Origin of the sequence: Paenibacillus medicaginis (genome assembly GCF_042138635.1) — a bacterium.
Lineage (GTDB): Bacteria > Bacillota > Bacilli > Paenibacillales > Paenibacillaceae > Paenibacillus > Paenibacillus medicaginis.
Genome location: NZ_JBHIRY010000027.1, coordinates 37,046 through 50,357 on the forward strand (window position 1 = coordinate 37,046; position 13,312 = coordinate 50,357).

General features: G+C 47.9%; 12 protein-coding genes. 1 reads left to right on the forward strand and 11 read right to left on the reverse strand.

Annotated elements, in window-relative coordinates:
- Window positions 1-69 precede the first annotated feature (69 nt).
- On the reverse strand, window positions 70-1,698 hold the full coding sequence (locus tag ACE5LO_RS21695) for an ABC-F family ATP-binding cassette domain-containing protein (RefSeq protein ID WP_375522067.1): 1,629 nt from the start codon (window positions 1,696-1,698) through the stop codon (window positions 70-72).
- A gap of 111 nt (window positions 1,699-1,809) precedes the next feature.
- A complete protein-coding gene (locus tag ACE5LO_RS21700) occupies window positions 1,810-2,829 on the reverse strand; it encodes an MBL fold metallo-hydrolase (protein ID WP_375522068.1) in 1,020 nt (339 codons plus the stop codon).
- A 286-nt stretch (window positions 2,830-3,115) separates the two neighbouring features.
- Here ACE5LO_RS21700 and ACE5LO_RS21705 point away from each other — a divergent pair, with 286 nt between their 5' ends.
- Window positions 3,116-4,255 carry a virulence factor gene (locus ACE5LO_RS21705; RefSeq protein ID WP_375522069.1) on the forward strand — a complete coding sequence of 380 codons (1,140 nt, stop codon included), beginning with the start codon at window positions 3,116-3,118 and terminating at the stop codon, window positions 4,253-4,255.
- Window positions 4,256-4,768: 513 nt separating this feature from the next.
- On the opposite strand, the gene ACE5LO_RS21710 is transcribed toward ACE5LO_RS21705, so the two are convergent.
- From ACE5LO_RS21710 to ACE5LO_RS21750, 9 genes are all read right to left on the reverse strand, one after another.
- Entirely contained in the window at window positions 4,769-5,353 is a 585-nt protein-coding gene (locus tag ACE5LO_RS21710; RefSeq protein WP_375522070.1) for an ATPase, read from the reverse strand.
- Complete coding sequence (locus tag ACE5LO_RS21715; protein ID WP_375522071.1) at window positions 5,346-5,522, reverse strand: hypothetical protein; 177 nt, start codon at window positions 5,520-5,522, stop codon at window positions 5,346-5,348. The genes ACE5LO_RS21710 and ACE5LO_RS21715 overlap by 8 nt, the downstream gene beginning before the upstream one ends.
- A 331-nt stretch (window positions 5,523-5,853) precedes the next feature.
- Window positions 5,854-6,948: a toxic anion resistance protein gene (locus ACE5LO_RS21720; protein ID WP_375522072.1), complete on the reverse strand. Its 1,095-nt coding sequence runs from the start codon at window positions 6,946-6,948 to the stop codon at window positions 5,854-5,856.
- An 11-nt stretch (window positions 6,949-6,959) separates the two neighbouring features.
- Entirely contained in the window at window positions 6,960-7,646 is a 687-nt protein-coding gene (locus ACE5LO_RS21725; RefSeq protein ID WP_375522073.1) for a hypothetical protein, read from the reverse strand.
- Window positions 7,647-7,763: 117 nt separating this feature from the next.
- The gene (locus ACE5LO_RS21730; RefSeq protein WP_375522074.1) at window positions 7,764-8,789 is read right to left on the reverse strand and encodes an ATP-grasp domain-containing protein; all 1,026 of its coding nucleotides are present in this window, start codon (window positions 8,787-8,789) and stop codon (window positions 7,764-7,766) included.
- Window positions 8,790-8,805: 16 nt separating this feature from the next.
- Window positions 8,806-9,624 carry an HAD family hydrolase gene (locus tag ACE5LO_RS21735; RefSeq protein WP_375522075.1) on the reverse strand — a complete coding sequence of 273 codons (819 nt, stop codon included), beginning with the start codon at window positions 9,622-9,624 and terminating at the stop codon, window positions 8,806-8,808.
- Window positions 9,621-10,748 (reverse strand): cysteine protease StiP family protein, encoded by a 1,128-nt coding sequence (locus ACE5LO_RS21740; RefSeq protein ID WP_375522076.1) that lies wholly within the window; start codon window positions 10,746-10,748, stop codon window positions 9,621-9,623. The genes ACE5LO_RS21735 and ACE5LO_RS21740 overlap by 4 nt, the downstream gene beginning before the upstream one ends.
- Window positions 10,749-10,766: 18 nt before the next feature.
- On the reverse strand, window positions 10,767-12,107 hold the full coding sequence (locus ACE5LO_RS21745; RefSeq protein ID WP_375522077.1) for a phosphoribosyltransferase family protein: 1,341 nt from the start codon (window positions 12,105-12,107) through the stop codon (window positions 10,767-10,769).
- Window positions 12,088-13,299: an HpcH/HpaI aldolase/citrate lyase family protein gene (locus ACE5LO_RS21750; RefSeq protein WP_375522078.1), complete on the reverse strand. Its 1,212-nt coding sequence runs from the start codon at window positions 13,297-13,299 to the stop codon at window positions 12,088-12,090. Before ACE5LO_RS21750 ends, ACE5LO_RS21745 begins: the two co-directional genes overlap by 20 nt.
- Window positions 13,300-13,312 lie beyond the last annotated feature (13 nt).

A 13,312-nucleotide genomic window follows, 5' to 3' on the forward strand; every position in this document is an offset into this window, starting at 1 on the left:
AAGGGGCATCCCGGGTCAACAGACCTTTGGGACGCCCCTTTTGTTGATATAAAGTTACCGCAGAAACTCTTACGAAATTTCCACAGGGTACATGCGCTCACGCAGTTGCTTGATTTCTTCGCTCTCCAGATATTCGTCATAGGTCATCACGCGGTCGATGACACCGTTTGGCGTAATCTCCACGATGCGGTTCGCTATGGTTTGAATAAACTGATGGTCATGGGAGGTAAACAGAAGGGTACCGTCAAAGTCGATCAGACCGTTATTGAGCGCCGTAATGGATTCGAGATCCAAATGGTTCGTAGGCTCATCCAGCAGCAGCACGTTGGCACCGTTCAGCATCATTTTCGCCAGCATGCAACGCACCTTCTCGCCCCCGGACAGTACGCTGGCCTTCTTCAACGCTTCTTCACCGGAAAACAGCATACGTCCCAGGAAGCCGCGCAGGAAGGTCTCATCCTGATCCTTGGAATATTGGCGCAGCCATTCCACCAGATTCAGCTCAACCCCGTCAAAGTATTTGGAGTTGTCTTTTGGGAAATACGCCTGGCTCGTTGTAACTCCCCATGTGAATTCTCCGGAATCCGCCTCTCTCTCGTTCATCAGAAGTTCGAACAAAGTGGACTTGGGTAGCCCGTTCGGGCCGACAAATGCGATCTTGTCGCCTTTGTTGACCACGATGCTGAATTCGTCCAGTACCTTCTCCCCTTCCACCGTTGTGCTCAGGCGGTCCACCGTCAACAGCTGCTTGCCGGCTTCGCGTTCAGGCTTGAAGTTGATGAAAGGATATTTCCGGTTGGAAGGCCTGATATCATCCAGCGTAATTTTATCCAGCTGCTTTTTACGGGACGTCGCCTGCTTGGATTTGGAGGCATTGGCCGAGAAGCGTTGGATAAACGCCTGCAGCTCTTTAATCTTCTCTTCTTTCTTCTTGTTCGCATCGCGTGTCAGCTGCAGCGCAAGCTGGCTGGACTCGTACCAGAAGTCGTAGTTGCCGACATACATCTGAATTTTACCAAAATCGATATCGGCAATATGCGTGCAGACCTTGTTCAGGAAGTGCCGGTCATGGGATACAACGATGACGGTGCCTTCATAGTCCATGAGGAAATTCTCCAGCCACTGGATCGACTCCAGGTCCAGATGGTTCGTAGGCTCGTCAAGCAGCAGATTGTTAGGGCGTCCAAACAATGCCTGTGCAAGCAGTACCCGCACCTTCTCATTGCCGCTCAGTTCGGCCATCTTCTTGTCATGAAGCTCGCGTGCAATGCCAAGGCCAATCAAGAGAGCAGCAGCATCAGGCTCGGCGTCCCAACCGTTAAGCTCCGCAAATTCTCCTTCAAGCTCGCCGGCGCGCAGTCCGTCTTGCTCGGAGAAATCAGCCTTCGCATACAGCGCGTCCTTCTCCTTCATAATTTCATAAAGCCGGGTGTGTCCCATAATAACGGTCTCCAGCACCGGGTATTCATCGTATTCATAGTGGTTCTGCTTCAGTACGGCCAAACGTTCGCCCGGTGTCATATGGACCTCGCCGCTGTTAGACTCAATTTCCCCGGACAAAATTTTCAAAAATGTCGATTTGCCGGCTCCGTTTGCACCGATCAGGCCGTAACAGTTACCTGGTGTAAATTTAATATTTACATCTTCAAAAAGTGGGCGCTTGCCATATCGAAGCGTTACGCCGCTTGTACTGATCATATTTGCATTACCGTCCTTTATTCATTTTGGCATAAATCCGTGTCCTAGCTTCGTATTATAACACAGAACAAGGGCGGATTTGAACCTTCCGCCCTTGTTCCAGCTGATTTTCTACTTCCAGGATACGGACCCCGCCTTAACCTTCCGGTTTTCAATCCGCAGCATTTCCCCATGTCCCAGCACACGGATGCGTTTCCTGGCGATGCCAAGACGCTTTCGCTCCGCCTCCAGCCTGTCAAGCGCTTCCTTCGGTGTATCGTCCGCCAGCTTGAACGTCCCGTAATGCATAGGCACCATCAATTCGGACCGGGTATCCAGAAACCCCTGCAGCGCTTCTTCCGGCGTAACATGCTGTGAGGTCATGAACCACTCCGGCTCATAAGCACCGATCGGCATTAGGGTTACATCAATATTAAACCGTTCCCCGATATCCTTAAAACCGTGGAAAAATCCGGTGTCCCCGACAAAGTACAACGTAGGCGGCACATGCTCTTCAGCCTCGCTGCCTTCATTCTGCAGGAGTCCCCCATGGCCGGGCAGATGCCTCCATGATTCCAGCACATATCCGCCCCAGTGGGAGGTATTGGTATCCGTAAGTGTCCGGCGTGTCCAGTGCTGTGCAGGCACAAAGCTGATTCGTACCCCGCCGATCGTGACATGCTCCCACCAATTCAACTCCACACAGTTATGGAACCCTTTTCTGATCATTTTGGATCTCAATCCAGACGGCACGATCAACTGGGTCTTCGCACTGTACAATTTGCGCAGGGAGTCGATATGCATATGATCATAGTGGGAGTGGGATACGAGAATGACGTCAAGCGGGGGGACATCCTGAATGGGGATGCCCGGGCGCGCAAGACGGCGGTTCAAGGCCATACGTTCGGCCCATACCGGGTCGGTCACGATATTCAGTCCGAGATACTGAATCAGAAACGTGGAATGTCCGATCCACGTCATTGTGGTCTCCTCCCTATTGCCATGAAGAAATTCCACATCCGCCGTATGGAACGGGACCGTAAAGGAATAATCTTTTATCTTGCGACGGCGCTCTTCACGCCATTGCCGGAATTGTTTGAGCGTTTTATCTGTACTTACATTGTCGATGTTGTTGAAGCGGTACTTTGGCATTCCCTTGGTCTCCTCTCCTTGATGGCATCCGTCCGGGAAGCTGTATATTTCATCGGCGGATGAATCCGGGTTATCTATATATATAAGTATAAATCAAGCAAGAGCAAAAAGAAAAAAGGCTTTAACAGGCCATAATATATACATTTTGTATATTCAAAGCAACTTTTAACCGAACTCCCCGTATTCTGCAAAAATCCGTCATACTTTTGAAGCGCCAGACAAATGATGTACAATAGATTACAAGAAATTTTAAATTATTTTGCTGTAAGGAGGCTCGCTGGAATCCATGAAAATTACTTCAATCGAACCGACTCCAAGTCCGAACACGATGATGCTTCACCTGGACGAATCGCTGGAGCCGGGAATTCGCAAAACATATACGCTGGAAACGGAACGTTCTGCGCCTCCTTTCATCCGCCGCATGCTGCGGATAGATGGGGTGAAGAGCATTTTTCACACCGCTGATTTTGTCGCGCTTGACCGCAAGGGTAATGCCGACTGGGCAGCCATTCTCGGAGAGGTGCGCGAGCAGTTCGGCGCGGACGCGGCGGACACAAACTGGGACATCCCTGGGGAAGGTGAAGGTGAAGTTGAAGCTTTCGGGGAAGCACACGTATTCGTGCAGTTCTTCCGCGGTGTTCCCATGCAGATTCGCGTCAAAGCTGGCGGACAGGAGGAGCGCATCTCCCTCTCCGACCGCTTCGTCAACGCGGTCACGGAGGTGGCCAGCGCTACCCTGATCAAGGAGCGGAAGCTTGTCGATTACGGCATTCGCTATGGCGAGCTGGCTGATATCGCACGCGAGGTGGAGCAGGAGCTTGAAGCCGCATATCCGCCCGAGCGCCTGTCCAAGGTGGTGGAGCAGGCTATTGCCCATGGCAAGGACAGCGGCGAATTCATCGAGCAGCGGCGCGCATACACCGACGCGGAGATTGAGGAAGCGCTGGGCAGCGAGGATTGGCGCGTACGGTATGCGGCCATTGATGCCATGGAACCGACCCCTGAACGTCTATCGCTGATCACCCGCGCGCTGCGCGATGAGAAGATGCAGGTTCGGCGTCTGGGCGTAGTCTATCTCGGCGATGTGCGCACTCCCGAAGCTATGGAACTGCTGTATGAGGCGCTGCGCGATCCTTCAGCATCCGTACGGCGGACGGCAGGCGACACCCTCTCCGACATCGGCGATGCTGCCGCTACCGCTCCGATGATTGCGGCGCTGAAGGACAGCAGCAAGCTCGTGCGCTGGCGGGCGGCGCGTTTCCTCTATGAAGTCGGAACCGAGGATGCCCGCGATGCGCTGGAGCAGGCGGTGGAGGACCCCGAGTTTGAAGTCAGCCTGCAGGCCAGAATGGCCCTGGAACGGATCGAGTCCGGGGAACAGGCCGCAGGTACGGTATGGCAGCAGATGGCGAAGCGCAATTCCTGAGGTGAAGCCTGAAAGGTATGATGCACAACGAACCGTCCGCAGCTTCCCTGAAGAAGGAGCAACATGGCAATAACACAAAGACCGTCCCGGCAGCTATTTTGCTCCGGGACGGTCCTAACAATCCATTAATCCATTTCCATGATGTCTTTTGTTCTCTCAGATGCAGCAGCTATCAATAGATATACAATCACGATTCCACACGAGATGGGTCCCAGCATACTAACACTCTCTCCTTTTTAACTAGCATATGCAAAGTTAAGAGGCTGAATGCTATTTATTTTTCCCAAAAATCTCGTTGGATAAACAAATACAGGTGAGATTGAAGTCGCGAATTTGCGAAACTTTTTATAAATTTAGTTTCTTTTATAGAATCAGGATCTTCCCGTAAGCATGCGGATGTAGTTTAATAGTAGAACTCCAGCCTTCCAAGCTGGTAGCGTGGATTCGATCCCCATCACCCTCTCCATTACGAAAACACCCGAAAGCTTTGATAAATAAGGATTTTGTTGTTTTTCACTTCAATTGCCTTTTAATATTTTCAACCCATTGAGGCAGAAACTCACTTTGATGTTTTACCCGACTCTTTTCCACTCTCAGCACAATTTCACCAGTTGCATTTGTATTATCTATCACAATTAAATCGTCAATTATATCTAAGTGTGAAAGCAAATTTTGCGTTGATGTTGTATGTCTTCTTATGATATCTGAAGTTGGTATATCGTGACCGCCATTTTTAACACGCGTCGCTACCCGCTCAATATTTAACTCATAGTCACTAAGCCCTACGTAAAACATCGTGATTTCAAATCCGTTTTCTCGGGCATATTTCATAAGTCGTATCGCATTACCACCAGCTAGCGTTGTTTCGATGGAAAAATCCCGGCTTTGTCGAATACATTCTCTTGCAAGCTTAATCGCTTCTTTGCCTGCCGATACTTTTCGGCGTTCCGGGTGTTCCGCATCCATACCTCTAGCCAAGGCATCCGGATCAATATGGACACTGATTCCCAGCATATCCAAGATCAAATTACGGATCGTACTTTTACCGCTACCATTATTTCCGGCAAATACATACATAACGGCAACAGGCTCATTCATGTGGCGTCCCAGTATAAAACATTGGTATAATCTCGCCGTTTGGATATTCTCTTACCATCTGACCATCGCTTTTTTTATATACGATATATGTTCCGTTTGCTTTGGCATCCAGCATAGCACGATCACCGGTAAGCTTTATTTTTTTTTGCAATTCTTGAAGACGAACCATACAATTTTCACCTTCCATCCCCATTGACTTGCTGACACTTACCATTATACCCTACAATCGAATTTACGGATACCGCCCGGCGCACAGGCAGATAGCGGTATCCATTCGTTCGGCCACGGGTTATAGGATAAGGAGTTACACGGCAGAAAAAGCTATTCAGTATTATAATCGATAGGTAATCCTCGCGAGAGATTCGCGTGCAAGAGCCGAACACAGGTGACAGTGTCCGGCTCTTTAATTTGCCAAGGGGGGTGGGATCAACAGCGATTGGAGGAATGTTTCGTTCTCGGAGCGCCTCACAACAGTCAAAAGGGGCTCCCCAGGAATATGATTAGTCCAAAAAGCCAATCGAGCCGGAGCTGTTGATTGTATCCGTCTTGCTGGCGTTGCCAGGCATTAATCCCAACCGGTTATGTACCTGTTGATTAATTTCGTGCAGACGCTTGGTATGCTCAGTAGCCGATTGAATGATGATCCGGTTCGATTGCTCATATTGGTCCATGGCGCTGAACAGATCACTCATGGCCCGGTCAATGGATTCGAGTTGAATTCCCGGCCTTCCCAGCAGTTCCGTCGTTTTTTGCGTCGTTTCCTTCAATAACCGCGCGTTGTCTTCAAACATATTTTGCAGTGTATTGTTTGCTGCATTCACGGCATGGATCGTCTCAACTTGATCCTGAAGCGCAAGGGCAATCATCGCAGATACCGTAATCAGATGCTGCGTTTTATCAATCGTCGCATCTACTGAGTCGATAAGCTTATCATTATTATCATTAATAATATCTGCACCGGCAATCGCTTGCTGATACAGCATCACCATTTCCTCAAACGACTGAATACGGGTTACAACCTTGCGCAGCCCTTTCTCCAGCTGTGTTTTGCGAAGCTCATTTGCCGGCTTGGCAATTTCGGTTTCAAACATTTCTTTCAATTTATGTCCCATTGCAATGCGAACCTGCAAATTATAAACGGATTCGATTGAAGATCTTTTCAGATTCTTCATATAAGCAACGTTTTCTTCCAGCGTCTCTTTACCATTTCGCAGCGAGGAGACGATGGCATCGACATTCGTTTTCACCGATTGATATTTATAAATATAATTTTTGAGCGGACTTTTTCTCAGAAGCTTATCAAAAAATCCGATTTGCTTGCTCTTGCTTAATGAATCAATCTCGCTTCTCAGCTTCAGTATGCTATTGGGAACCTCGGACCGGTTACCGGACATTAAATCATTTACAGGACGCTGCAGCATGGCCAAGGATTGACCGGCCTGCTCCATCGTTTTTTGGCCCATTCTGCCGATGGAATCCATCAGGGTTTCAAGCTCAAGGTTGTCGGAGGTTGAGATTTTGGAAATGAGCTGCTGGGCCTCAGACTCAACCTTGGTTAAATCTGCCGGTTTGATTTGAACAAGAGTTGTTGACATGCTGTTCCTCCTTAATTGGACGTACTGTATCTTTGCTGGATTAAATCCATGCGTGTTTTTAGTTCAATTAAATCTTTTTGCTCAATGCTCTCGACATATTGCGAAAGCTTCGAATTAATATCCTTCATTCCGTTCAACAGCAGACGCCGGTTTTGGCGTTTCGCCTCAGGTCCCAAATTAAGAAACGGATTAACGGCTCCGTTAATATCTTTAAAGACCAGGCGCTGAATGTTGTGATTAATGTTGGGATCGTTCATCTTCTTTAATTGAGGAATCAGCCGCAGCACACGGGTCAGCACTTTTAGTGTCTTCTCTACAATTTCATCATCAAGGGTACTTTTCTGCCCTTCGGATATGATCATTTCTTCCAGTACATGGATGTATTGAATCACCGGACCCCAAAACGGATCATTTTCTTCCTGAGCACTCCCGTTCTGGTCATGCACCTGATTTTGATTGTGCATCTGATTGCGAACCTGGTTTCCGTCAGGTGAATCCTTTATTTCCCTCCGCTCATTCACAGGCAGGTAAGGCTCGTACTTGATTCCCTTTTGTGAACGGCGCAAGTAGCCAATACTCAGTAATGCAAAAATTGTCGGTATACATAGGTTCAGGAAATCGGGAAGGATGCGGGATGTTATAAACTGTGAAATTAAAAATCCGACAATGGATATCCCTGTTGCTACACCATATCGCATAACTGTTCTCACCTCTTACTGTTGCTGCTGGGCATGCATCGCCCTGCCATTACTTGGTATTCCATAACCTTCATGATACAGACGCCCTATTATACTGTCAATTTTTGAATATACCCTTTATGGAAAGATCCGCTTCATGACCATCTCTTTTTCGACATGGGTTGCCATAATTCCGAATTCAGGATCAGGTACCTCCACCTCTTCACCGAGGAGCAATTTAATCGCAAGATAAGGAAAATTGATCCCGGTCAAGCAAGAGGTATAAAGACCACCCGATGTTCTCGGGTTAATCTCAAGCAGCTTGGGCTTGTCCCCCTGGTAAATCACCTGAATATTGAAGTTATACTGAAGAGGTAGCACTTGATGGATTTGATGAGCCCAATCTATCAATAGCTCGTTCTTCTCCAACAGACGTACACGGCCTTCCACCTTTTTACGCGGCACAGCGGCCAGCAAGGAGGATGAGGACGCAAGGCAATCAATGCTGTATTCATGCCCCTTCATGAACTCCATCACCATCAGGGGCGGAAATTCGGGAACACTTGAAAGCAAACGAATCGCTTCATCCAGATGAATATAGGGCCCGCATGTGTCATAAAGACTCATAATCGATGGCCGTGCTTCCTGGATCACTCGAAAGCCTGCGCCACCTTCTCCGCTCGCCGGTTTAAAGCAAACACGATGCCCCTTCTCTTTCAGTCGGTGATAGGCTTCTTTAAATTCCGCCACAGTTGACACGATCTCATAATCCGGCAAAGTGATGCCCTCTAGAGCTGAGAGCGCTGAAAATAATTTGCCTTTATCAGATACCAGGCCAATAAGATCGGCATCTCCGGCAGCTAATAGCTTTGTCCCGATGCTGGCAAATTCCGCATGATGCTTTACAATTTCCGACATTCCGAAATGAGGGATGAAAATATCAATGCGATGCTTTTTGCAAAAATCGAGACAATACCCGGGATACTCATGAACAGGCAGGCTGGGCTCAAGCTCGGCATAATCTGCAATCTGTAACATCAGAGAGTGTTTTTTGGGATGTGTCACATAAAGCTCAAACTGCCTTTGATCCGCGTTATGACGAATCATTTCAGCATAGTGGCTTGCGGTTGAAAAAGTCCGATTATACCAAATACGTAAGCCCATAAAGTTCTCTCCTTCATTATAAAATGCCGGTAACCTGCTGCTGTATATTCAAAAAATAGTCTGTAATCTCCTCAATGAGTTCTTCTGCAGCCTTTATTCCTGTAAGCCGTGTATATCGTACCTCCTCGTTCCCCGGTTTACGGGCATACAACTCGCCATGCCTTGGCGATAAAGCAAGATCGGAGATGTTCAGCAAACTTTCATCCAACAGAGAATCCCCTGCCGAAGCAATATACCGTGCCCCCACAAGCTCACGAATATAAAGAACCGCAGCCCCTTTATTAACGCCAGCAGGCACTAAATACAGCTTTCTCCCCTGAAGTGACACATGCCAGCCCATGCCCTCCAGACGCTGCCTGAATTCTTCAATAATGGGAACCGGTACACGCTCGGGGTCCAGAATAACGGTAAAGAACAGCTCATCCGAAAAATTCATTTTCTTGACCCACTCCGGCGAGCTAATCTGCTCAAACGCTCTTCTTACCTCCTCGAAAGAGGCGCTCTCCATCAAAGCTCTTTGAATTTGAGCCGACCATTCCTGATCCAGGACCCCGTCAATCAAAATTTTCCCGCCGTTGCTGGTTACCGCATATCTGGGCTGAAAGTATTGTTGAATATAGAAAATCCGCTTATACTGCTCCTCCGTCCTGGTCGTAACGGGAATGAACAGAGCTTGATCAGAAAGGTTTTGCAGCAGTTCAATCGAGGTTTGAGTCATATACGAAATATATTCCCCTTGATAAAGCTCAACCGGAACGAGCTCATGCTCCGGAACCACACCCATTGATTTTCTGGAATAAATAAGAGTCCTGTCCAAGTCGCTTGAAAAGATCATGCTTTCTCTCCTTTGGCCGGCCTAATGATTCCACAGCATGAATATGTTAATTCAGGGTAAACCTCAACAGGGACATTTCTGTCCTGTGCCAGCAGACGAATATGCTCCAGATTCGGATTGTCCTCCCGGTCAACAAGTATCTTCCATGGCACTCGTCTCAGCAGCACCCGGGTCGTTTCACCGACGCCCGGCTTGATCAAATTAACGTCACTGATGCCGAAGTCATGCTGAATGCGCGTTATATCCTGCATTCCCTTCCATGATTCTTCTTCCGGATACCGGTACAACTGCTCGGCTTGCAGCTTCGCCTGCTCAGCAACTTCAGCGAAGAAGGCCGACACCTGATCGGCAAACAGATTCGACACATCTTCAGCCAACCATTCACGATAAAATTTTGCTCCATGAAAGTCATACGGGCCAATAAGGTCAGGGCGTAGAACAGTCCGGCTTACCAATCCGGAGACAGTAGAATTTAACGCAGCGCTCGGGATCAGGAAATCCTCACGAGTGCCGAAGGTCAGGGAGCAGTGGCCGGGATCTGCAAGCACAGCCAAGTCAGCGTTTAGACGGAGCTGATATTTCTCGTAAAATGCTTGGCATGCCTCTATGAGCACTTTGCGGATCGCTCCCTTGCCTGTCCAGCCGTCCACAAACTGAATCTCGCTGGACGGATGATTTTGCAGCATATAAAGAACTGCATTTTCATCTATTCCTTTGCCCCTGATAATCGAAATGCTATAGTGCGGCAAGGCTTTATCATATGTTTTTTCAATATATCGTTTGATCAGTATCCCAATGGGCGTTCCAGCACGGGCCAGAGATGCCAACACCAGGTTAAATCCTCTTTTTTTCAGAATAAGCTCTGCAGTTACCGCCGCAGCCAGAGCCACCTTTTTGGCAGTACTTTGCAGTGTTCTGTGAAATAAATCAAGGTACTCCTGCGTAGGTTGGTATTCTACCGGAAGCATTTCGGAGTAATGCCTGCCCGCCTGGATCGCTTCTTCCCGGTCCTCTGTAGGAACTTCAAGCTTGGCGTCGCTTATATTCTTTAGCAGAAAAACAACATCCTCCGCTTTATAGCTGCCCATTAACGGCGGAGACGGCAGTCTGGTGTCTAATATCATAATGTACACTCCTTATCATTAAAACAAGACCATATTGATTTGGGGGATGCCCGTAGACAGAAGAACCTTTTCATAAGATTTAAGAGCATCGGGATGGCTCGACCGTTCTATAAAAACAAAGAGCTCCCCGTACACACCCTTGGGAACATTATAGAAATAGTAAGGAATCGCCGGATCATCCGGGGAATGAAAAGCAAATTTGTTTTTGACTGCATATGCTTCATCCTCAAACGGATGAATCGGGCTCCTTGTGCTTGACTGATAAAAAATGCCCTCTCCCATTTCCGCCGCAATTCTCATGGGAATATACATGAATTCTCCCGTGCCCAGACAGAGGGTGCTTTTGTCCGTTCGGTACTGCATTAGACACACTGCCGCATTCGAGATAGAGTCATCCAATGCATAGCTTTCCTGGGCACTCATTCCAAATCGCCCCGATAGTTTCAGATACTCCTCTTTATTCACGTCACCAAGAGAATTGACGGAAGAATAGCCGAGATGATCAAAATATTCAGACAGCGAGATGATGCGGATCCTCTGTTCTCCAGCCTCATCCGTCGGCAGATGCGAGAGGTTTGCCTCAACCTCCGGCGTTCCGCTCACGCTAATTTCCCCTTGTATCAGGGAGATGCAATCTATCGTAATGCCCAGGCTTTGTTCAAGCTGCGTGAATTGCGCCTTTTGCTCATCCGACCGCCAGTCCAGGAGACTTGCTAGCACATAGTGCTTTCTGGGATGCTTTTGCTGGATATCCCTAATGATGTTAAGGGCTGTTTTGCCGGTTGTGATTTCATCATCGACCAAAACAATCGTATCCTCACCCTTGAAAAAATCAGCATCAGCCGCATAACAACGGTGGGCTGTGGCATGAGAATGCTCCTCCTCGAAGCTCAAGCGGGGACTGGTTTCATGAATGCTCTCCCTTGTCGTATGAATAAATCTGGCCGGACCTGTAAACAGATCAAACATCCCATGTCCCAAAGCTGTCGCGGTTTCTGCAAACCCGATAAATATTGTGGGCTTGGGGACGGGAAGACGATTCTGCTTCAATTTCTCATACAGCTTGGCAGCTTCCGCCGGATCGCTGAATCCCCGTACAATCTCGTCCATTTCGACCGGAAGCTGCTCCCCGTTGTGAGCCTGGAGCAGAAGCCCCAAGCTTAATGCGCCCAGCAAACCAGTATGAGGCTTAACGGGGATATGCTTGCCGAGAATTTTGCTGACAAATAAAAAGCTTCTTTTCTTATTGATCCGCGCTGCCAGGGCAAAGAGATCATCCAGTGGAATCTGATACGGATTGTCCGTAATTTGAATATTCAGGTTTAGTTGATCCAGCACATTAAATGAGTATTTGTTCATGTTCTTTTTCTCCAAGGAGTAGAGTTGTAAAATTAACGTTTTCTTGAAGCACACCATACACCCTTGCCCGTGCCAGCATTCGCTGCGCCCAGTTGAGATGGGGTTTGATTTCATTCATTTTATTGGAATATTTGCTTTTGAATACGCCCAGCATACCGGTGTTATTGTCGATAATAGACAACGCGTCCATATATTCCTCATGTGTCACAACATACATCGATTGAACCGGCAGAATGTGGGTTGGATGAATGATCGTTTTTCCGATAATTCCATTTTCCTTGTCCATGGCTATCTCACGGATCAACCCGTCTACGTATCTATTCAAAATTTCCATTCTGCGCTTTCTGCCTACCCTGCCTGCGGTTTCTTCAAACAAGCTCTGCCTCAGCTGCGGCTTAAGCACCCGATCCGACTTGAAATACTCCCATACAGGCCCGGAAATGACATGTCCGTCTTCCGCACGTCCAAAGTAATTTATAATATCGGTAATACAATCCCGGATCACGGAGATATCATAAATCGTCATGTCAGGACTTCTGCGCAAGCCAAACAAACTTGAAAAATCAGTAGCCCCAATCCGGATGTTCAATATGCAGCCTTTATACTGTGCGATGAGTTGTCTGAGTGCCGATAAGGTCTGGTATCTTGCTTCTTTATAGATGACATCCGATGATTCAAGAATGGGCAGTCCATATAATGTCGGTGATGAGAGCCGCTTGGTATAATTATAGCTTTGGATGATTTCAAGATATTGCTGCCCATTGGAAAGCGAGAATTTCGGCAGCATAAATCCTGTAATCATTTCCGTCGTTTCTTCAAAGATCGTAATGATGCGTTTGAGCTGCTGCGGTGACCGTACCCGGATAAATATTAATGGGATGCTTTCTTCACTGACTGCTCCCAGCTTGATCATGGAGTAGAGACGATAGATTTGATCCAGCATGGAGGCCTCCGCCTGTTCAACTTGATGGTCGCCAACCGCATCTTCCAAGTCTATAACCATGGAGGTGAGGCCTTTGATTTTATTGTCTATAATGTCTTCCACGATAGCCGGCCTTGTAGCCGGCATGTATAAGGCGGCGCCCACTGCATAAGCCAAGGTCTCTTTTGGGGTCCGGTTGGTAAAATGAGACGGGGCTATATGAAATATTCCGGCTTCTTCTTCCGGCTGCAAATAGTTAAAATAGCGCACATTTCTTCCTCCT

Excerpts from the sequence above, each read along its gene's own strand:
- ACE5LO_RS21700 (WP_375522068.1), bottom strand. The coding sequence starts at position 2,829 with ATGCCAAAGTACCGCTTCAACAACATCGACAATGTAAGTACAGATAAA.
- ACE5LO_RS21710 (WP_375522070.1), bottom strand. The coding sequence starts at position 5,353 with ATGAATGAGCCTGTTGCCGTTATGTATGTATTTGCCGGAAATAATGGT.
- ACE5LO_RS21695 (WP_375522067.1), bottom strand. The coding sequence starts at position 1,698 with ATGATCAGTACAAGCGGCGTAACGCTTCGATATGGCAAGCGCCCACTT.
- ACE5LO_RS21705 (WP_375522069.1), top strand. The coding sequence starts at position 3,116 with ATGAAAATTACTTCAATCGAACCGACTCCAAGTCCGAACACGATGATG.
- ACE5LO_RS21735 (WP_375522075.1), bottom strand. The coding sequence starts at position 9,624 with ATGATCTTTTCAAGCGACTTGGACAGGACTCTTATTTATTCCAGAAAA.
- ACE5LO_RS21740 (WP_375522076.1), bottom strand. The coding sequence starts at position 10,748 with ATGATATTAGACACCAGACTGCCGTCTCCGCCGTTAATGGGCAGCTAT.
- ACE5LO_RS21715 (WP_375522071.1), bottom strand. The coding sequence starts at position 5,522 with ATGGTTCGTCTTCAAGAATTGCAAAAAAAAATAAAGCTTACCGGTGAT.
- ACE5LO_RS21720 (WP_375522072.1), bottom strand. The coding sequence starts at position 6,948 with ATGTCAACAACTCTTGTTCAAATCAAACCGGCAGATTTAACCAAGGTT.
- ACE5LO_RS21730 (WP_375522074.1), bottom strand. The coding sequence starts at position 8,789 with ATGGGCTTACGTATTTGGTATAATCGGACTTTTTCAACCGCAAGCCAC.
- ACE5LO_RS21745 (WP_375522077.1), bottom strand. The coding sequence starts at position 12,107 with ATGAACAAATACTCATTTAATGTGCTGGATCAACTAAACCTGAATATT.
- ACE5LO_RS21725 (WP_375522073.1), bottom strand. The coding sequence starts at position 7,646 with ATGCGATATGGTGTAGCAACAGGGATATCCATTGTCGGATTTTTAATT.